This is a genomic window from Micromonospora sp. LH3U1 (assembly GCF_028475105.1).
In the GTDB taxonomy this organism is placed as follows: Bacteria; Actinomycetota; Actinomycetes; order Mycobacteriales; family Micromonosporaceae; genus Micromonospora.
The window spans coordinates 1,568,992-1,588,354 of the sequence record NZ_CP116936.1 but is presented as its reverse complement, the minus strand read 5'-3'; the positions used below and the strand labels follow the sequence as shown (position 1 = coordinate 1,588,354).

Below are 19,363 nucleotides of genomic sequence, written 5' to 3'. Positions count from 1 at the left end.
CTGGTCGACCGGACCGGGAGCGCTCGTCACGCGCTCACGGTACACCGGACACGCTGGCCAACGCGGCGGTGAGCGGACCGGCCAGGTCGCCGGCCATCGGCGGTGCCACCGCGTCCAGGCCGAGCCAGCCGGCCAGCCGGTACAGCTCGGCGGCGAGCGCCACAGCGGTCTCCCCCGGGTCGACGCCGGGCTCGACCCAGGCGGCCGGCACCAGCAGCACCCCGGCCTTGCGGTCGGCCTTGAGGTCGACCCGGGCGGTGAACCGGTCGCCCTGCAGAAAGGGCAGCACGTAGTAGCCGTAGACCCGCTGCGGCGCCGGGACGTAGATCTCGATCCGGTAGCTGAAGTCGAACAGCCGCTCGGTCCGGGCACGTTCCCAGACCAGCGGGTCGAAGGGGCTGACCAGTGTGTTGCCCCGGATCCACCGGGGCAGCCGGGCGGACGCGTGCAACCACGCCGGCTGACGCCAGCCCGCCACGGTGACCGGCACCAGCTCACCCGCCTCGGCCAGCTCCGCGACGGCCTGCCGGGCACCGGCCAGGGGCAGCCGGAAGTAGTCGCGCAGCTCCGGCTCGGCCGCCACCCCGAGTGACCGTGCGGCAAGGGCGACCAGCGTGCGGTACGCCTCGGCGTCGGTCGGGGTGGGTGCGGCCAGCACCGCCGCGGGCAGCACCCGCTCGGGCAGGTCGTAGCGACGGGCGAAGGAGGTGCTGCGCTCCGCGGCGGCCACCTCGCCAGCCCAGAAGAGGAACTCCAACGCCCGCTTGACCGCCGACCAGTTCCACCCCCAGTTGCCGGTTTCCCGGGGCGCGTCGTGCTCGATCTCCGCAGCGGTCAGCGGACCTCGGGCGGCCACCTCGTCGCGGACCCAGGCGACCAGCTCCGGCTGCTCCTGGGCGATCCGCCGCATGCCGCCCCAGGACTCGCTGTGGGCCCGGACCATCCGCCAGCGCAGCATCGGGTGCAGCTCGACCGGGACCAGCGACGCCTCGTGACCCCAGTATTCGAACAGCTCACGCGGGCGCCGGTAGGCAGCCTGGTCGAGCAGCGTGGTCGGGTAGGGCCCGAGCCGGCTGTAGAGCGGTAGGTAGTGCGCGCGTTGCAGCACGTTGACCGAGTCCATCTGGATCAACCCGACCCGGTCGAGCACCCGGCGCAGATGGCGGCGGGTGGGCACGCCGGCCGGCGTAGGGTCGGCGAAGCCCTGGGCGGCGAGCGCCACCCGCCGGGCCTGGGCGATCGAGAGTGATTCCGGTGCGGTCATCGTCGGCGACCTTAATTCATCGGTACGACGCCGGTGCGGGAAGCTGGACGCGACGACCAACGGGGCATAGAACGGTGCAATGCTGACCATCCGTCGGGAGGAGCCGGACGACGCCGAGGCGGTCGCCCGGGTGCACGTGCACGGCTGGCAGGCGGGCTACGCCGGCTTCATGCCGGACGAGGTGCTGGAGCGGCTGAACGTGGTGGCCTGGGCGCAGCGCCGCCGCGACGTCGGCACCGCCGATCCGGAGCACCCGTTCACCACCCTGCTCGCCGAAGTGGACGGGCTGGTCGTCGGCTTCACCACCTTCGGGCCGTACCGCCGCAACCAGGACCGGGACGACCTGGACCCGACGGTCGGCGAGGTGTTGGCGCTCTACGTGGAGCCGGGGTGCTGGGGTGACGGGACCGCCGCCGCGCTCATGGCCGCCGCCCGGGCCGGGCTCAGCGAGCGGGGCTGGACCGACTACCGGCTGTGGGTGCTGGCGGACAACCGGCGGGCCCGCCGGTTCTCCGAGCGGGCCGGGCTGTCACCGGACGGTGAGCAGTCGACCTATCAGGTGCCGCTCGCCGGCGGGGGCCCGCCGGTCGGGCTGGTCGAGCTGCGGTACGCCGGACGCCTCGACGGCTGACCCGTGCGGGGTCAGCCACCGGCGGATCGGCAGGAAGGCCAGCAGCGCCAGGCTGATCCACACGTAGGCGTTGCTGCCCAGGAAGCCGTCGACGCCGCTGAAGTCCTTCTCCCAGAACCAGACCGTCCGGCTGATCAGCAGCACGTACCCGATGGTCGCGGCGATCAGCAGGACCCGCCGTCGGCGGCCGGCCGGCGCGGCCATCGCGTTGTCGACCAGCAGGATCAGCGCGGGCAGCAGCCAGACCAGGTGGTGCACCCAGGTGACCGGGCTGACCAGGCACATCACCGCGCCGGTCAGCGCCAGGCCGGTGGCCTCGTCACCGGCTGCGACGGCGGCCCGGGACCGCCAGGCCCAGAGCGCCAGGGTGCCGAGCACCAGCAGTAGCCACAGCACGGTGCTCGGGTGCTCGGGGTCGAGCCGGGCGACCACCCCGCGCAGCGACTGGTTGGAGACGAAGGCGAGCTCGCCCACCCGGCCGGTGTTCCACAGCGCCTCGGTCCAGAACTCCCGGGACGCGTCCGGGAAGAGCGCACCGGCCAGCAGCGACACCCCGGCGGCCGTGCCGCAGGCGGTGAGCGCGGCCCGCCATCGCCCGGTCACCAACAGGTAGACGATGAAGACGCCCGGGGTCAGTTTGATCGCGGTGGCGAGCCCGATGCCCACCCCGGCCCACCGGTTGCCGGCCGGCAGCAGCCGCAGCAGGTCGACCGCCACCAGGAAGAGCAACAGCGTGTTGACCTGGCCGAAGTTGACTGTCTCCCGCATCGGCTCGAACGCGGCGGCCAGGCAGAGCGCCACGGCGAGGGCGAACCACGGGGTCCAGCCGGCGCGGCGGGCGATCGGGTCGACCAGCCACCAGATCAGCACCGCGGTGGTGACCACGCTGGCGAGCACGCTCACCGCGATCGCGGCCGACCACGGCAGGTACGCCATCGGCAGCATCACCAGCGCGGCGAACGGCGGATACGTGAAGCCGTACTGGGTGCCCGGCTTGAGGTAGTCGTAGATCTCCCCGCCATCGTGGACCCACCAGGTCAACGCGCCGTAGTAGACCTTCAGGTCGAAGAAGCCGTGCCGTACGGCCGCGACGGCGAGGAACGCGGTGACCGCCGCGGCGAGCACCACCACGCCGGCGACCTGCACGGTCGTCCTGTTGGCACCCTGCGCCACCGTCGTCTCCCTCGCCCTGCGTAGGCTTCCGTCCCATGGCTCTCGGGTACGTCCGCCCGGCGCGTCCCGAGGACGCCGGCGAGATCGCACGCATCCAGCTCGCGACCTGGCGGGTCGCGTACCGCCGGATCCTTCCTCGGCACGTGCTCGACAACCTGGACGAGGCGTTCCTCGCCCGGCGGTGGAGCGCCGCGGTGCTGGAGCCGCCCTCGGGCGCGCACCGGGTGCTGGTCGCCGTCGAACAGGCCGAGCAATCGTATCTGGTGGGGTTCGCCGCCTCCGGCCCGGCCGACGGCGAGGCGTTGGCCCCGGGTGAGCCGACCGACGCGCTCGGCGCGGATGTGGCGGCGGTGACCGACCTGCTGGTGGAGCCGCGCTGGGGCCGTCGCGGGCACGGCAGCCGGCTGCTCGCCGCGGCCGTCGACCTGTGGCGGGAGGACGGCCTGAGTCGGGCGGTGGCCTGGGCGTTCGAGGGTGACGAGGCGACCCGCAAGTTCCTCACCAGCACCGGGTGGGAGCTCGACGGCGCGGCCCGCGCGCTGGACGTCGACGACATGCTGGTTCCGCAGGTACGCCTGCACGTGGGCGTTCCGGCGGAGAAGGTGCCCGCGGACGAGTGACGCGACCGGTGTGGCGGCCTCTGCCGGGCCGCCACACCGGGTCGGTCAGCCCGTGTCCGAGCCGTCGTTGGCTTCGGCTACCAGCTCTTCGTCGTCTACCGCTCCCGTTGGGTGGAAGCCCAGGGAGGTGTAGAGGGCGGCGGCCTGGGTGTTGTCCGGATGGTACGAGAGGCGGACCGGTGGGTTGCCCTCTCGGGCCGCCAGCCAGGGGGCCAGGGTCTGCACCGTGGCTCGACCTACGCCGCGGCTCTGCTCGGCGGCGTCGATCAGCATCCCGCCGATCCAGTGCGAGCCGTCGTCGTCCACACCCCACATGACGTGGCCGACGACGGTCTCGTCCGCGTAGACGGCAAGTGAGGTCCACACCTCGGAGCGGCTGCTGAGCAGCAGGTAGCGGGCGCCGAGCGCGGCCACGAACCGGCGCTGATCGTCGTGCGGGGCAACATCGGCCACCGCCCGCCAGTTGTCGTCGTCGACCGGGCGCAGGGTGACCGGCCGGCCGAGACGGTCCAGATGTCCACCATCGATCATGGCGGCAGCCTAAGAGCGGCCCGGCCCCGGGAGCGACTGGGTTTCCGGCCCGCCCGCCGGCTCGGCACGGTCAGTCGAGCAGGGCGTCCAGGCCGACCGTGAGGCCGGGGCGGTTGCGCACCGCGCGGACGGCCAGCAGCACGCCCGGCATGAACGACGCCCGGTCGTACGAGTCGTGGCGGATGGTCAGCGTCTCGCCGGTGGTGCCGAAGAGCACCTCCTGGTGGGCGACGAGCCCGGTGGCACGCACCGCGTGGACGCGTACCCCGTCGATCTCGGCGCCGCGCGCACCCGGCACCTCGTCCCTGGTGGCGTCCGGCACCGGGCCGAGGCCGGCCTCGGCGCGGGCCCGGGCGATCTGCCGGGCGGTATGGGTGGCGGTGCCACTCGGGGCGTCCAGCTTGCGCGGGTGGTGCTGCTCGATGATCTCGACGGACTCGAAGTGCCGGGCGGCCCGCGCGGCGAACTGCATCATCAGCACCGCGCCGATGCCGAAGTTCGGGGCGATGACCACGCCCACCCCGGTCTTGCGGGCCAGCCAACCGCGCACCTGCTCCAAGCGCTGCTCGGTGAAGCCGGTCGTACCGACAACCACGCTGATGCCCTGGTCGATGCACCACTCCAGGTTGTCCATGACGACGTCCGGCGTGGTGAAGTCGACGACCACCTGGGCGCCGGAGACGGCGGAACGGCTGTCGCCCTGGTCGATCGACGCCGCCAGCTCAAGGTCGTCGGCGGCGTCGACCGCCTTGCAGACCTCGATACCCATCCGGCCTCGGGCACCGAACACGCCGACCCGCAGCGGCTCGGCCGGGGTCTTCTCCTGCTCGTCAGTCACGGGGCACAACCTATCCCAATCGGGACGTGCTCCTCTGGCCGGGACATCCCCCCGACCAGCGGCGGCAGCCCTCAGACGACGAAGTCGCCCGCGCCGAACGGGCCGACCACGGCCAGCGACATCGGCCGGCTGAGCAGCTCGCCAGCGAGGACGTTCACGTCCTCCTCGGTGACCTCGTCGACCCGACGGAGCAGCTCGTCCACGGGCATCAGGTCACCGTAGAGCAGCTCACCCTTGGCCAGCCGGCTCATCCGGGAACCGGTGTCCTCCAGGCCGAGCACGAACGAGCCCTTGCTCATCCCCTTGCCCCGGGCCACCTCGGCCTCGGTCAACCCGTCGGCGGCCACCCGGGCCAGCTCCGCGCGGGTCAGGGCCAGGACCTCGTCCACCTTGCCCGGCGCGCAGCCGGCGTAGACGGCGAACAGGCCGCTGTCGGCGTACTGGCTGGCGTAGGAGTAGACCGAGTACGCCAGGCCGCGCTGCTCGCGAATCTCCTGGAACAGGCGGCTGGACATGCCGCCCCCGAGCACGTTGTTGAGCACCCCGAGGGCGAAGCGCCGCTCGTCGAGACGGTCGATGCCGGGGCAGCCGAGGATGACGTGCGCCTGCTCGGTCTCCTTCGGCTCCACCAGGGTGGTCGCCGCCTTGGTCGGCACCGCCGGGGTCGCCGCGCGGTGCGGCGCCGGGGCGGCCGGGTCGCTGTCCAGCGGGGTGCCACGCACAGCCTGACGGACCAGCTTGACCACTGCGGCGTGGTCGAGGTTGCCGGCGGCGGCGATGACGATCTGCGGCGCCGTGTAGCGACCCCGGTAGAAGCTCTGGATCTGCCGCCGGGTCATCGGCGTGACGGTCTCCGCGGTGCCGGAGATCAGCCGACCCAGCGGGTGGTCGCCGTAGACGGCCTGGACGAAGAGGTCGTGGACCTCGTCACCGGGCTCGTCGTCGTGCATGGCGATCTCTTCCAGGATCACGCCGCGCTCGGTCTCGACGTCGGCCGGCTCCAACAGCGAGTCGGCGACGAGGTCGCACATCACGTCGATCGCCAGCGGCAGATCCTCGTCCAGCACGCGGGCGTAGTAGCAGGTGTATTCCTTCGTGGTGAACGCGTTGGTCTCACCACCCACCGCCTCGATCTGCGAGGAGATCTCCAGTGCGGTGCGCTTGTGGGTGCCCTTGAAGAGCAGGTGCTCGAGGAAGTGCGCGGCACCGGCCTGCGGGCCGGTCTCGTCGCGCGAGCCGACCGCCACCCAGATGCCGAACGAGACGCTACGCATCGCTGGAATCGCCTCGGTGAGCACGCGCAGGCCGCTGGGCAGCACGGTACGTCGTACCGTGCCGCCCAGCGGGTCGTCGCTGAGCGTTCGGGTCACCGCGCGGGCGGTGCCGCCGGAGCGGCCCGCCCCGGTGTCCCGAGACGCGGCCACCCCCCGTCGATCCGGTGGAAACGGCGCGCTGATGGCCCGACTCACGTACTGCTCCCGGTTCGACGAGGGGTGGGTGATGCGATGTACGACGATCAGCTGTTCCGGGTCCGGCGGCGCGGACGCTCGCCGCCCTCGCCACCACCCTCGCCGCCGCCGTTGCCGTTGCCGCCCTCGCCGCGCTCCGGGCCACGCCCGCCCCGGTCGCCACCGCGCTCACGGTCGCCGCGGTCACGCGGAGCCCGGTCGCCCCGGTCCCGACCAGCCGGCCGGTCGCCAGCGGCGGCCTCACCTGCGGCCGGCGCCTCGGTGCCCTCCGGGCGGACCTTGTCGAGGTAGATCTTGCCGCGGGCGTCGATGTCCGCGATCTCGACCTCGACCCGGTCGCCGACGTTGAGGAAGTCCTCAACGCGCTCGACCCGCTTGCCGTCGCCCACCTTGGAGATGTGCAGCAGGCCGTCGCGGCCCGGCAGGAGCGAGACGAACGCGCCGAACGCGGCGGTCTTGACCACCGTGCCGAGGAACCGCTCGCCCTGCTTCGGCAGCGTCGGGTTGGCGATCCCGTTGATCCGGTCGACGGCCGCCTGGGCCGACGGGCCGTTGGTGGCACCGACGTAGATCGTGCCGTCGTCCTCGATGGAGATCTCGGCGCCGGTCTCGTCCTGGATCGCGTTGATGGTCTGACCCTTCGGGCCGATCACCATGCCGATCTTGTCCACCGGGATCTTGACGGTGGTGACTCGCGGCGCGTAGTCGGACATCTCGGCCGGAGCCTCGATCGCCGCCTTCATGACCCCGAGGATGACCTGCCGGGCCTCGTTAGCCTGCTGCAGCGCGGCGGCCAGCACGTCCGACGGGATGCCGTTGAGCTTGGTGTCGAGCTGGAGCGCGGTGACGAAGTCCGGCGTACCGGCGACCTTGAAGTCCATGTCACCGAACGCGTCCTCGGCACCGAGGATGTCGGTCAGCGTCACGTACTGGGTCTTGCCGTCCACCTCGTCGGAGATGAGCCCCATCGCGATGCCGGCGACCGGCGCCTTCAGCGGAACACCCGCGGAGAGCAGGCCCAGCGTCGACGCGCAGACCGAACCCATCGAGGTGGAGCCGTTGGAGCTGAGCGCCTCCGACACCTGCCGGATGGCGTACGGGAACTCCTCACGCGACGGCAGCACCGGGATCAGCGCACGCTCGGCGAGGGCACCGTGGCCGATCTCGCGACGCTTCGGCGAGCCGACCCGGCCGGTCTCACCGGTCGAGTACGGCGGGAAGTTGTAGTTGTGCATGTAGCGCTTGCGGTTCTCGGGGGACAGCGTGTCCACCATCTGCTCCATGCGGAGCATGTTCAGCGTGGTGACGCCCAGGATCTGGGTCTCGCCCCGCTCGAACAACGCCGAACCGTGCACCCGAGGCAGCACGCCGACCTCGGCGGTCAGTGCCCGGATGTCACGCGGGCCACGCCCGTCCATACGGACCTGCTCGCGCAGGACGCGGTTGCGCACCTCGGACTTGGTCAGCGACCGGAAGGCAGCGCTGAGCTCCTTCTCCCGACCCTCGAACCGACCACCCAGCTCCTCGGCGACCCGGGCCTTGACCCGGTCCAGGGCTTCCTCGCGGTCGGCCTTGCCGGCGATGGTGATCGCCTCGGCCACCTCGCTGCGGGCCAGGTCGGCGACAGCCTGGAACACGTCGTCCTGGTAGTCCAGGAAGACCGGGAACTCGGTGACCGGCTTGGCGGCGACCTCGGCCAGCTCGCTCTGCGCGCGGCACAGCTCACGGATCGCCGGCTTCGCGGCCTCCAGGCCGCTGGCCACGATCTCCTCGGTCGGGGCGGTGGCCCCGGCCGAGATCAGGGCGACGGCGTTCGGCGTGGCCTCAGCCTCGACCATCATGATCGCGACGTCGCCGTCCTCGAGCGTGCGACCGGCCACGACCATGTCGAAGGTGGCGCGGGCCAGCTCCTCCAGGGTCGGGAAGGCGACCCACTGGCCGTCGATGTGGGCGACCCGGGTCGCACCGATCGGGCCGGAGAACGGCAGGCCGGACAGCTTGGTCGACATCGAGGCGGCGTTGATCGCCACGACGTCGTACGGGTGCTGCGGGTCGAGCGCGAGGATGGTCTCGACGACCTGGACCTCGTTGCGCAGGCCCTTGACGAAGGACGGGCGCAGCGGCCGGTCGATCAGCCGGCAGGTGAGGATCGCGTCCTCGCTGGGCCGACCCTCACGGCGGAAGAACGAGCCGGGAATGCGGCCCGCGGCGTACATCCGCTCCTCGACATCGACGGTCAGCGGGAAGAAGTCGAACTGCTCCTTCGGGTGCTTACCGGCGGTCGTGGCGGAGAGAACGACCGTCTCGCCCAGCTGGGCGATGACGGAACCGGCGGCCTGGCGAGCCAGCCGGCCGGTGGAGAAGGTGATCTCGCGGGTGCCGAAGGACCCGTTGTCGATCACGGCGGTGCGGGATTCGGTGCCGAGTTTGGTCTCGGTCATGTGCTGTCGTGCTCCTTCGCGTCGTGGGCCCACGACATCGGGGAGCTGCTCAGCCGGCCGGTCTTCGATCGAAGCGCCCGGGTGGCCGGCGTGATGCCGGGTTCCCGGGGGCCACTACCGGAGACCGGTACGCTGACCGGCTCCCTCTCGGGTGGTCGCGCGGCCCGTGTTTCTTCAAGTGGGACGCCGTACGGGGGAGCAGCCGGTCGGCCACTCCCCCGTCACGTCACCGGCGCAGGCCGAGCCGCTCGATGAGCGACCGGTAGCGCGCAATGTCCTTCTTCTGGACGTAGTTGAGCAACCGACGGCGCCGGCCGACCAGCAGCAGCAGCCCACGGCGGCTGTGGTGGTCGTGCTTGTGCACCTTCAGGTGCTCGGTCAGCTCGGCGATCCGCTTGGTGAGGACCGCGACCTGAACCTCCGGCGAACCGGTGTCGCCCTCGGCGGTTGCGTACTCCGCGCGGATGCTGGCCTTGGCTTCCTGGTCGAGCGCCATGTTCTCCCTGTTTCGATGGGTTGATCAAGTAGGTGTCCGTCGTCCCGTGGACCGGGAACGGACCGGTACCTCGCACCCGCGGCGTCGAGCAGGCACGCGAGGCCCCACGCCGGTCACCCGACGTCCCGGCAAGACTACCAGCACTCGCCGGTAACACCCGGCGAAGGGCCTCGATGGCGGCCAGGTCACCCACGATGATCAGGCCAGAGCGCGCCTGGTGCGCGTCACGTCCTGTTCCATCTGGGCGATCAGCGGCTCGATCGAGTCGTACCGGATCTGACCGCGCAGGTGCGCCACGAAGTCGAGGGCCAGGCGCTCGCCGTACAGGTCGCCGGAGAAGTCCAGCGCGTACGCCTCCACCCGCCGCTCCCGGCCGGAGAAGGTCGGGTTGGTGCCCACCGACACCGCCGCCATCAGCAGTTCACGCTGCCCTCGGCGGATCAGCCGGGCCGCGTACACCCCGTCGGCGGGCACCGCCGCGTACCGGTGGCAGAGCAGGTTGGCGGTGGGGAAGCCGAGTTCCCGCCCCCGCTGGTCACCGCGGACCACCACGCCCTCCAGCCGGTGCGGGCGACCCAGCGCGGCGGCCGCCGCGCCCACGTCTCCCGCGTCGACGCAGGAGCGGATGTACGTGGAGGAGAAGACGGTGCCGTCCTCGGCGACCAGCGGGCCGCCCTCCACGCCGAAGCCGAAGGTCTGACCCAGCCGCTCCAACAGCGCCACGTCGCCGGCCGCCCGGTGCCCGAAGCGGAAGTTGCGGCCGACCACCACCAACGCCGCATGCAGGTGCTCGACCAGCACGTCGTGCACGAACTGCTCGGCCGTCAGCCGGGAGAACTCCGGGGTGAAGGGCACCACGCAGAGCACGTCCACGCCGAGTTCCTCGATCAGCTCCGCCTTACGGGCCGGCTCGGTGAGCACCGCCGGATGCGAACCGGGGCGGACCACCTCGGCCGGGTGCGGGTCGAAGGTGACCACCACTGACTGCACGCCCAACTCCCGGGCTCGGGCCACGGTGTGCCCGATGGTCGCCTGGTGCCCCCTGTGCACGCCGTCGAAGACGCCGATGGTGACGACCGAGCGTCCCCACCCACCGGGCGCCGCGTCGTACCCCCGCCACCGCTGCATGCCGTTCCTCCCTGCTGTCCCGCCGACCGGCGGGTCGACACCGCCGGCCACGGGCCGGCGGACCTGCTCCCCGCCGTCAGGCCGGGGCGAGCACGATCTCCGCGCGAGCCCGCCCGTCCCGCTCGCTGACGATAGCGATCAGGCCCCCGTCGGCCCGAAGACGGCGTACGGGCCGGTGAGGCCGGCCGGGTCCAGCGGCCCGCCGTGGGCGAGCACCCGCGCCTCCTCGGCCGTGGCCTCTCGGCGCGGGAAGAACCGGTCGGCCGCCGCGTCCAGCGGCAGGTTCACCACGTCCGGGGCACGCTGGTCCAACTCGTCGAGGGTCGCCGCCTCGGCGAGGGTGAAGCCACCCACCGCGGTCCGCCGCAACGCCGTCAGGTGCCCACCGACACCGAGCGCCAGGCCCGCGTCCCGGGCGATGGCCCGGATGTACGTGCCGGAGGAGCAGGTCACGTCCACGTCCACGTCCACCACGTCCGGCTCGGTGCGGCGGATCGCCAGCACCTCCAACCGGGAGATGGTGACCCGCCGCGCGGGCAGCTCGACGCTCTCCCCGTCACGGACCCGCTTGTACGCGCGCTGCCCGTCGATCTTGATGGCGCTGACCGCGCTCGGCACCTGGTCGACCTCGCCGCTGAGCGCGCCCAGCGCCGACCGGATCGCCTCGTCGGTGACCTGACCGGCCGGCGCGGTGGCGATCACGTCGCCCTCGGCGTCGTCGGTGACGGTGGCCTGTCCGAGCCGGATGGTGCCGGCGTAGCTCTTGCCCGCGCCGATCACGTAGGTCAGCAGGCGGGTGGCCCGGCCCACGCCGATGACCAGCACACCGGTGGCCATCGGGTCGAGGGTGCCGCCGTGCCCGACCCGCCGGGTCTTCGCCAATCGGCGGATCCGCGCCACCACGTCGTGCGACGTCATGCCGCCGGACTTGTCGACCACGATCAGACCATCGGTGCTCACGTCGGCCAAGCCTGCCAGATGGCCCGTACCCGGGAGTGCGTGGGCACGCCCGTGCGTGACCCGGGCGACCAGCGCCGGACCGGCAGCGCCAGGAGGGGCCGCTCAGCGGACCGCGCCGGTCACCGCCCACCTGCCGTCGCGGAGTCGCAGCAGCAGGGCGACCAGTCGGATCACCACGAACAGGGTGAGCCCGGCCCAGATGCCGCCCAGCCCGAGGTCGAGCCCGTACGCCAGCCAGATGGCCGGCAGGAAGCCGCCGAGCGCCGCCACGATCGTGAGGTTGCGCAGGTAGCGCACGTCGCCGGCGCCGATCAGCACGCCGTCGAGGGCGAACACCACCCCGGCCAGCGGCAGCATGACGACGAACCAGGGCCAGGCCACCATGGCCTGCTCGCGTACCTCCGGGTCGGAGCTGAACCACGACGGTACGACGCCGGCGCCGGCGGCGATGAGCAGCGCGAAGCCGACGCCGCAGACGCCGCCGAGCAGCCCGATCCGGCGGGCGAGCGCCCGGGCACCCGCGTCGTCGCCAGCGCCGAGCGCGGCGCCCACCAGGGACTGCGCGGCGATGGCCAGCGCGTCGAGCACCAGCGCGGTGAAGAACCAGAGCTGCAGAGCGATCTGGTGGGCGCCGACCGCGGCGGCGCCGAAGCGGGCGGCGACGGCGGTCGCGGAGAGGAAGCTGGCCTGAAACGCCAGCCCACGGATCAGCAGGTCCCGGCTGAGCACCAACTGCTGGCGGATCACGCGGGGCCGGGGTCGCAGTGACACCCGCTCGCCGACCAGCGCGGCGGCGAAGAGCACCCCGCAGAGCGTCTGCGCGACGACGTTGGCCACCGCCGAACCGATCAGGCCCAGCCCGCCGGGGTAGACCAGCAGCGGGCAGAGCAGCGCGGAGATCAGGTTGGGGCCGAGCACGAAGACCAACGGCCGGCGAGTGTCCTGCACACCGCGCAGCCAGCCGTTGCCGGCGGCGGCGAGCAGCAGGCCGGGAGCGCCGAGGGCCGCGATCCGCAGCCAGTGCGCGGCGGCGTCGGCCACCTCGCCACCACCCCCGGCGAGGGTACGCGCGAGCGCGCCTCCGCCGAACTGCATGCCGACCGCGATCAGCAGGCCGACACCGAACGCGAGCCAGGACGACTGGACACCTTCGGCCACCGCTGCTGCCCGGTCACCTGCCCCGAAGCGGCGGGCCGCGCGCCCGGTGGTGCCGTACGCGACCACGGTGCCGACCCATGCGGTGAGCGTCATGACCGTGCCGCCGATGGCGAGCGCGGCGAGCGGCACCCGGCCGAGGTGACCGACCACGGCCGTGTCGACCAGCACGTAGAGCGGTTCGGCGGCGAGCACCACGAGGGCCGGCAGGGCGAGGCTGGCGATCCGCCGGGGGGACGCAGCGAGCGTGCTGGTGTTCATCGTCGGCGATCCTGTCACGACCCCCGTAAGGATCGCAAGGAAGGGCAGCACTTACCAGCGCTGACGATGACGCTGCCTGGGCGGGCGACGAGGGATCAGTGGGCCTGTCCCGCGACACGATCGCGGAAGAGGGCCGGTCGGGCGGTGACGCGATCGACGGAGACCGTCGGCGGCATCACCGCCGGACGGGCCGGGTCACTGACGGGTGTCCATCGAGGTCTGCAGTGCGCGGCGGGCCTGCTCGCGGGCGTCGTCGGTGGTCTCGGGCTTGGGCTTGTTCGGCATGGTGGCGCTCCTTCCAGGGTGTGAGCCGCCGACACGCGGCGGCCCTCACGGGCGGTCGTGCTGAGCGCCCCACGGCGGTCCGGGGTTACCGGAGCAGCCGGCTGGGCAGCGTGAGCCCGGGTCGGTCCGACCCTGGAGGGAAGCGGCGCGAGGTGTTGCACCACCGCCCATGACCTGCGCCGCCAGGCGACACCGGCCATCTCCCAAGCTATCGTTCAGGTCCACATGCTGCTCGTGGTTCCCGCCATCTGGACAGGTGGCAACCCGGCTCAGCGGGCCAGGAAATGCCAGCCCAGCCACCACCAGAACCCGAACAGACCGATCCGGCCCACCGGCACCGGGCCCACCTCGTAGCGCATCACGTACGCGCAGACCTCGCCCAGGGTCGGGATCCGGGAACCCTCCCGCCGGGCCATCCACTCGACCACCGCGAAGAGGGCCAGCGCGGTGAGGAAACCGCCGATCGCGAGCGCTCGCATCATCGCCGCACCAGCCCCCAGAAGGCGGCCAACCAGGCGAACCAGACCGCCGACCGGGTCAGGTGATCTTCCAGGAGAGGGTCGGCCAGCCGGGAGAAGGTGGGGAAGTCATCGCCGGCCGCCATCACGAAGGTGACGCCCTCGAAGACCCCGAAGACCACCACCGGCACCGCCCACCAGGCCGCCCCCGCGCCCAGACGCCGTGGCGCCGGTCGGCGGGGCACCCGATTGCTCAGACCGAGCCAGATCAGCACCCCGCCGGTGCCGATGGTGAACAGATTCGCCTCGGTGGAGAACGAAGCGAACCGGCCACCGACGAGCGAAAGGCAGACGAGGACGGGAACGGAGACGGCGGGCCGGTCCCAGGCGCGGGGGGCCTCCACGGTGAGGTCGTGCGGCTGCTCCATCCCGCAATTCTTCCCGGTCTCGCAGAGCGCGGGAAGACCGACACTCCCCGGAGCTGACCCTGATCTTCCTAACCGGCAGATCGATGGAGGCGAATAGCCGGCGTCAGCGTCAGCTGCCGGGGCGGATCAGCGCAGCGTCCAGCTGGCCACGGATCGACTCGACCACCTGCTCGACGGTGCCCCGACCGGTGAACCCGGCCGCGAACAGGTGACCACCACCGCCCAGCGCAACCGCGACCCGGCTGACGTCCACCGCGCCCTTGCTGCGCATCGACACGGCCCACTCGCCCGGCGTGGTCTGCTTCAACACACAGCTCACATCCGCCTCGGCGGTGCAGCGCACCGAATCGATCAGCGCCTCCAGCACGTACGGCCGCTGGTCGTGCCGGGCCAGATCGTCCAGGGTGGCGGAGGTCCAGACCAACCCTCGGCCGCCAGCAGCGGCCGGCTCCAGCCGTGCCCGGCCGAGCACCTCACCGAAGAGGCGGACCGCGCCGAAGGGCCGCGTGTCGAAGACCCGCCGGGAGATGTCACCGGGCGAGATGCCGGTGGCCAGCAACCGGGCTGCCATCTGATGCACCGCCGGAGTGGTCGCATCGAACCGGAACGAGCCGGTATCCGTGGTCAGCGCCACGTAGAGGCACTCGGCGATGGCCGGATCCACCACGGCACCGAGCCGAGCCAACAACTGCTCGGCCACCACCGACGTCGCCGCGGCACCCGGGTCGACCAGATTGACCGTGCCGAAGCCGGGGTTGGACGCGTGGTGATCAAGCACCAGCGCCGCGCCCGCGGACGACAACCGCCCCGCCAACTCGCCGAGGCGCGACTCGCTCGCCGCGTCGAAGCAGATCACCAGATCGGGTGCCAGATCCGCGGCGCTCGCCGGAACCAGCAGGTCCAGACCGGGCAACCCACGGAACGGCTCGGGCACCTCCGGCGGCCCGGGAAAGGTCGCCTGCACCTCGCGTACGCCGATCTGCCGCAGACCCAGACCGAAGCCGAGCATGCTGCCCAGCGCGTCGCCGTCCGGGTTGACGTGGCAGATCAGCAGTACCCGACCGCTCGGCGGGACAGCCCGCACCAGCGCCTCGGCCGCAGCCCAGTCCGCCTCGGCGGGGCCGATCCCGGCAGCCCCGGCGAGCGGGGCGCTGGCGGTGCTCGTCACCGCGTTTCCCCACCCCGCGGGGTCTCCTTGACGTCGGTGGCCTCGTCGGCCTCCTCCGTCTCGTCGTCCTCGTCATCCACCCGGTACGGCTGCGCTTCGCCCGCGTACTTCGCCTGGGCGGCGATCCGCTGCACCTCGGCGTCAGCGTTGCGGGCGGCGGCGAGCAGGTCGTCGATGTGCTTGACCTGGTCCTGCACGTCGTCGAGGACGAACGTGAGGGTCGGCGAGTGCCGCAACCCGAGCGCCTTACCGACCGTGCTGCGCAGCAGCCCCTTGGCGCTCTCCAGCGCCGCCGCGGTGTCCGCCTGGGCCACCGCGTCGCCGAGCACCGTGTAAAAAACCGTCGCGTCGCGCAGGTCAGCGGTGATCCGGGCGTCGGTGATGGTGATCATCCCGAGCCGCGGGTCCTTGATCTGGCTCCGCACCACCGACGCGACCAGCTCACGCACCCGTTCCGCGTGCCGGCGTACCTTGGCCGGATCAGACATCTCGCCACCTCCACGGCGTCCTGCTCCCGGTCGACCCGGCGACCCGGGGGCCGCCGGCCGACCGGCCAACATCTCGAACACTACCTTCGCGGCCGCACCGGTCGCCCGGCACCGCCGGCACCTCGGTCAGTCGTCGTCCACGCCGTACAGCCGGCGTCGGACCGACAGCAACTCGACCTCGGGGCGGCCGGCCACGAGACGCTCACAGGAGTCGAGCACCTCGCGGACGTGCGCCGTCTCGGCGGCCACCACGGCCACCGCTATCTCCGCTCGACCATGCAGGTCGAGCGCTCCCACCTCGGCGGCCGACACCTCGAAGCGGCGCAGCGCCGCCACGATCGGCCGTACATATGATCTCTTGGCTTTGAGCGACCGGGAGTCGCCCGGCAGCAGCAGGTCGAAGACCGCGGTTCCGGTAAACATCGCCCCGGACGATACCGCCAAGCCACCCCGCATGATCAAGGGGTTTACGCCGGTCGGCGTAAACCCCTTGATCAGCGTGTCACTGCCGGATCAGGCGCGAACCTTTTCCCGCATCTCGAAGGTCTCGATGACGTCGCCAACCTGGACGTTGTTGTAACCACCCAGGGTCAGACCACACTCGAAGCCCTCGCGGACCTCCGTGGCGTCGTCCTTGAACCGCTTCAACGAGCTGATCGTGAGGTTGTCCGCCACGACCGCCCCGTCCCGCAGCAGGCGCGCCTTCGCGTTGCGGCGAAGGACACCAGACCGGACGATGCAACCGGAGATGTTGCCGATCTTGGACGAGCGGAAGACGTCGCGGATCTCCGCGCTGCCCAGCTCGACCTCCTCGTACTCCGGCTTGAGCAGGCCCTTGAGCGCCGCCTCGATCTCCTCGATGGCCTGGTAGATGACGGTGTAGTACCGGATCTCCACGCCCTCGCGGTCGGCCATCTCACGGACCTTGTTCGAGGCCCGCACGTTGAAGCCGATGATCGTGACCGGCTCGGACGACGCACTCGCGAGCATGATGTTGCTCTCGGTGATCGCGCCGACGCCCCGGTCGAGGACCTTGAGCTGGACCTCCTCGGGGATGTCGAGGTTGAACAGCGCGTCCTCGAGGGCCTCCACCGAACCGGAGACATCGCCCTTGAGGATGAGGTTGAGCGACGTCTTCTCGCCCTCCTTGAGCTGCTCCATGAGCGTCTCGAGGGTGGCCCGACCGCGGGAGTTGGCGAAGGACGCCGCCCGCCGCCGTGCCTGGCGCTGCTCGGCGATCTGCCGCACCGTACGGTCGTCCGCCGCGGCGAGGAACGTGTCGCCCGCACCGGGAGGCGCGGTCAGACCCAGCACCATGACCGGACGCGCAGGACCGGCCTCGGTGAGCTGGTTGCCGTTCTCGTCGAGCATCGCCCGAACCCGGCCGTGCGCCCCACCGGCGACGATCGAGTCGCCAGCCCGCAGGGTGCCCTTCTGCACCAGCACCGTCGCCACCGCACCGCGGCCCTTGTCCAGGTGCGCCTCGATGGCCACACCCTGGGCCGGCCCGTCGATCGGAGCGGTCAGCTCCAGCGACGCGTCGGCGGTCAGCAGGACAGCCTCGAGCAGTTCCTCGATGCCGATGCCCGGCTTGGCCGCCACGTTGACGAACATGGTCTCGCCGCCGTACTCCTCGGCGACCAGGCCGTACTCGGTCAGCTGCTGGCGGACCTTGTCCGGGTTGGCGTCCGGCTTGTCGACCTTGTTGACCGCGACCACGATCGGCACGTCGGCCGCCTTGGCGTGGTTCAACGCCTCGATGGTCTGCGGCATCACGCCGTCGTCGGCCGCGACGACCAGGATCACGATGTCCGTCACCTGGGCACCACGAGCACGCATGGCGGTGAACGCCTCGTGGCCCGGGGTGTCGATGAAGGTCACCGCGCGGTCCACGCCGTCGTGCGGAACGTGCACCTGGTAGGCACCGATGTGCTGGGTGATGCCACCCGCCTCACCGGCAACGACGTTCGCCTTACGGATCGCGTCGAGCAGCTTGGTCTTACCGTGGTCGACGTGACCCATGACGGTCACCACCGGCGCACGGCTGACCAGACGCTCCTCGGCCACCTCCGCGTCGAGGTCGATGTTGAACTGCGCGAGCAGCTCGCGGTCCTCGTCCTCCGGGCTGACGATCTGGATGTCGAAGCCCAGGTGCTCACCCAGCAGATGCAGGGTGTCGTCAGAACAGGACTGGGTCGCGGTGACCATCTCGCCCAGGTTGAACATCTCCTGGACCAGCGAACCCGGGTTGGCATTGATCTTGTCGGCGAAGTCCGACAGAGAGGCGCCACGGGACAGCCGGACGACCTGACCCTGACCCCGGGGAGCACCCGAGCTCATGGTCGGAGCCGACAGGTTGTCGAACTCCTGTCTGCGCTGCTTCTTGGACTTGCGACCGCGCGTCGGCCGGCCACCCGGACGCCCGAAGGCACCCGCGGCGCCGCCGCCACGGCCACGACCACCCGCACCCGGACGACCGCCACCACCGGACGGAGCACCCGGACGGAAACCGCCACCGGGAGCACCGCCACCGGGGCCGCCACCAGGGCCGCCACGGTAGCCACCGCCACCGCCGGCACCCGCGCCGCCACCAGGGCCGCCGCGGTAACCGCCACCGCCACCGGCGCCACCGCCGGGACCGCCACGGAAGCCACCGCCGCCGCCACCACCGGGACGACCTGCGCCGCCACCACCGGGACGACCAGCGCCACCGGGACCGGGACGACCGGCAGCCGGACGCTGACTCGGCATGGACGCCGGGCTGGGCCGCGGCGGCATGGAGTTCGGGCTCGGCCGCGGCGGCATGCCCGCCGGGCTGTTGGGCCGGGGGCCACCAGCGCCCGCAGCCGGGGGCCGCTGCTGCTGGCCACCCTGGATACCGAACGGGTTGTTACCGGCGCCGCGCGCCGGCGGGCGACCGCCCGGCCGGGCACCTGGACCCGGAGCCGGCGTGCTCGGACGAGCTGCCGGCGAACCGGGACGGGGGGCATCGCGGCGGGACCCGGCCGAGGGCCGGGGCGGTTGCTGCCGTCTGCCGGAGGCTCCCGGCGAACGGGGTTGTCCCGCTGCTGCTGACGGGCGGCCTGCGCGGCCTTGACCGCGGCCTCCTGCTCAGCCTTCAGCGCGGCGGCACGCGCCTCCGCGGCCGCCACCTCGATGTCGTGGGCACTCGCCGGCTTGGCGACCGGAGCCGCGGGCTGCGGTGCAGCGGGCACCGGACCCTTCGGCTTCGGGCCAGGTGCCGGGGCGGTCGGCCGCCGAGGCGGCATCGGCCGTGCCGAAACCCGTGGCGCGTCCGGGGTCGTGGACGGCGTCGGGGTCGTGGTTGAAGCCGGCGTCGACGCGGGCGCCGACGGGGCGGCCGGTGCCGGAGCTCCGGCGGACGCGACGAATGCGTTACGCAGCCGGCGGGCGACGGGCGCCTCGACGGTGCTGGACGCGGACTTCACGAACTCGCCCATTTCCTTCAGCTTGGCGAGAACGGTCTTACTCTCGACCCCGAGCTCTTTTGCAAGCTCGTGTACGCGGGCCTTGCCTGCCACTGCACTCCTCACTCCGAGGTCGTGCGG

General features: G+C 72.0%; 16 protein-coding genes and 2 pseudogenes. 2 read left to right on the top strand and 16 right to left on the bottom strand.

What is annotated here, in order from left to right:
* Positions 1-34: 34 nt before the first annotated feature.
* Positions 35-1,264 carry a winged helix-turn-helix domain-containing protein gene (locus tag PCA76_RS07385; protein WP_272616260.1) on the bottom strand — a complete coding sequence of 410 codons (1,230 nt, stop codon included), beginning with the start codon at positions 1,262-1,264 and terminating at the stop codon, positions 35-37.
* Positions 1,265-1,343: 79 nt separating this feature from the next.
* Here PCA76_RS07385 and PCA76_RS07380 point away from each other — a divergent pair, with 79 nt between their 5' ends.
* Positions 1,344-1,895: a GNAT family N-acetyltransferase gene (locus PCA76_RS07380; RefSeq protein ID WP_272616258.1), complete on the top strand. Its 552-nt coding sequence runs from the start codon at positions 1,344-1,346 to the stop codon at positions 1,893-1,895.
* Here PCA76_RS07380 and PCA76_RS07375 read toward each other — a convergent pair.
* On the bottom strand, positions 1,794-3,068 hold the full coding sequence (locus tag PCA76_RS07375; RefSeq protein ID WP_272616257.1) for a glycosyltransferase family 87 protein: 1,275 nt from the start codon (positions 3,066-3,068) through the stop codon (positions 1,794-1,796). The genes PCA76_RS07380 and PCA76_RS07375 overlap by 102 nt on opposite strands.
* Before the next feature lie 35 nt (positions 3,069-3,103).
* Between PCA76_RS07375 and PCA76_RS07370 the strand changes: the two genes are divergently transcribed.
* Complete coding sequence (locus tag PCA76_RS07370) at positions 3,104-3,688, top strand: GNAT family N-acetyltransferase (protein ID WP_272616256.1); 585 nt, start codon at positions 3,104-3,106, stop codon at positions 3,686-3,688.
* Positions 3,689-3,733: 45 nt separating this feature from the next.
* Here the strand turns inward: PCA76_RS07370 and PCA76_RS07365 are convergent, their stop codons facing one another.
* The 14 genes and pseudogenes from PCA76_RS07365 to infB all read right to left on the bottom strand — a co-directional run bounded on the left by PCA76_RS07365 (position 3,734) and on the right by infB (position 19,336).
* Complete coding sequence (locus PCA76_RS07365; protein WP_272616254.1) at positions 3,734-4,219, bottom strand: GNAT family N-acetyltransferase; 486 nt, start codon at positions 4,217-4,219, stop codon at positions 3,734-3,736.
* Between the two features lie 70 nt (positions 4,220-4,289).
* Positions 4,290-5,057 carry a 4-hydroxy-tetrahydrodipicolinate reductase gene (dapB, locus tag PCA76_RS07360; RefSeq protein ID WP_272616252.1) on the bottom strand — a complete coding sequence of 256 codons (768 nt, stop codon included), beginning with the start codon at positions 5,055-5,057 and terminating at the stop codon, positions 4,290-4,292.
* Between the two features lie 71 nt (positions 5,058-5,128).
* Positions 5,129-6,526 (bottom strand): M16 family metallopeptidase, encoded by a 1,398-nt coding sequence (locus PCA76_RS07355; protein WP_272616250.1) that lies wholly within the window; start codon positions 6,524-6,526, stop codon positions 5,129-5,131.
* 47 nt (positions 6,527-6,573) lie between these two features.
* Complete coding sequence (locus tag PCA76_RS07350) at positions 6,574-8,967, bottom strand: polyribonucleotide nucleotidyltransferase (protein ID WP_272616248.1); 2,394 nt, start codon at positions 8,965-8,967, stop codon at positions 6,574-6,576.
* Between the two features lie 226 nt (positions 8,968-9,193).
* Positions 9,194-9,463 carry a 30S ribosomal protein S15 gene (gene rpsO / locus PCA76_RS07345; protein WP_030337594.1) on the bottom strand — a complete coding sequence of 90 codons (270 nt, stop codon included), beginning with the start codon at positions 9,461-9,463 and terminating at the stop codon, positions 9,194-9,196.
* Between the two features lie 198 nt (positions 9,464-9,661).
* The gene (locus PCA76_RS07340) at positions 9,662-10,591 is read right to left on the bottom strand and encodes a bifunctional riboflavin kinase/FAD synthetase (RefSeq protein WP_272616245.1); all 930 of its coding nucleotides are present in this window, start codon (positions 10,589-10,591) and stop codon (positions 9,662-9,664) included.
* A gap of 76 nt (positions 10,592-10,667) precedes the next feature.
* Positions 10,668-11,623, bottom strand: a pseudogene (gene truB / locus PCA76_RS07335) (tRNA pseudouridine(55) synthase TruB).
* 30 nt (positions 11,624-11,653) lie between these two features.
* Complete coding sequence (locus tag PCA76_RS07330) at positions 11,654-12,967, bottom strand: MATE family efflux transporter (RefSeq protein ID WP_272616243.1); 1,314 nt, start codon at positions 12,965-12,967, stop codon at positions 11,654-11,656.
* Positions 12,968-13,521: 554 nt separating this feature from the next.
* Entirely contained in the window at positions 13,522-13,731 is a 210-nt protein-coding gene (locus PCA76_RS07325; RefSeq protein WP_203151123.1) for a DUF6186 family protein, read from the bottom strand.
* Positions 13,731-14,138 (bottom strand): hypothetical protein, encoded by a 408-nt coding sequence (locus PCA76_RS07320; protein WP_272616242.1) that lies wholly within the window; start codon positions 14,136-14,138, stop codon positions 13,731-13,733. Before PCA76_RS07320 ends, PCA76_RS07325 begins: the two co-directional genes overlap by 1 nt.
* Positions 14,139-14,247: 109 nt before the next feature.
* Positions 14,248-15,306, bottom strand: coding sequence for a DHH family phosphoesterase (locus tag PCA76_RS07315; protein WP_272616240.1), 1,059 nt, complete (start codon positions 15,304-15,306; stop codon positions 14,248-14,250).
* The gene (gene rbfA / locus PCA76_RS07310) at positions 15,303-15,794 is read right to left on the bottom strand and encodes a 30S ribosome-binding factor RbfA (RefSeq protein WP_272616238.1); all 492 of its coding nucleotides are present in this window, start codon (positions 15,792-15,794) and stop codon (positions 15,303-15,305) included. The genes PCA76_RS07315 and rbfA overlap by 4 nt, the downstream gene beginning before the upstream one ends.
* A 126-nt stretch (positions 15,795-15,920) precedes the next feature.
* Entirely contained in the window at positions 15,921-16,217 is a 297-nt protein-coding gene (locus PCA76_RS07305; RefSeq protein WP_272616236.1) for a DUF503 domain-containing protein, read from the bottom strand.
* 90 nt (positions 16,218-16,307) lie between these two features.
* Positions 16,308-19,336 (bottom strand): annotated as a pseudogene (gene infB, locus PCA76_RS07300) (translation initiation factor IF-2).
* Positions 19,337-19,363: the final 27 nt, after the last annotated feature.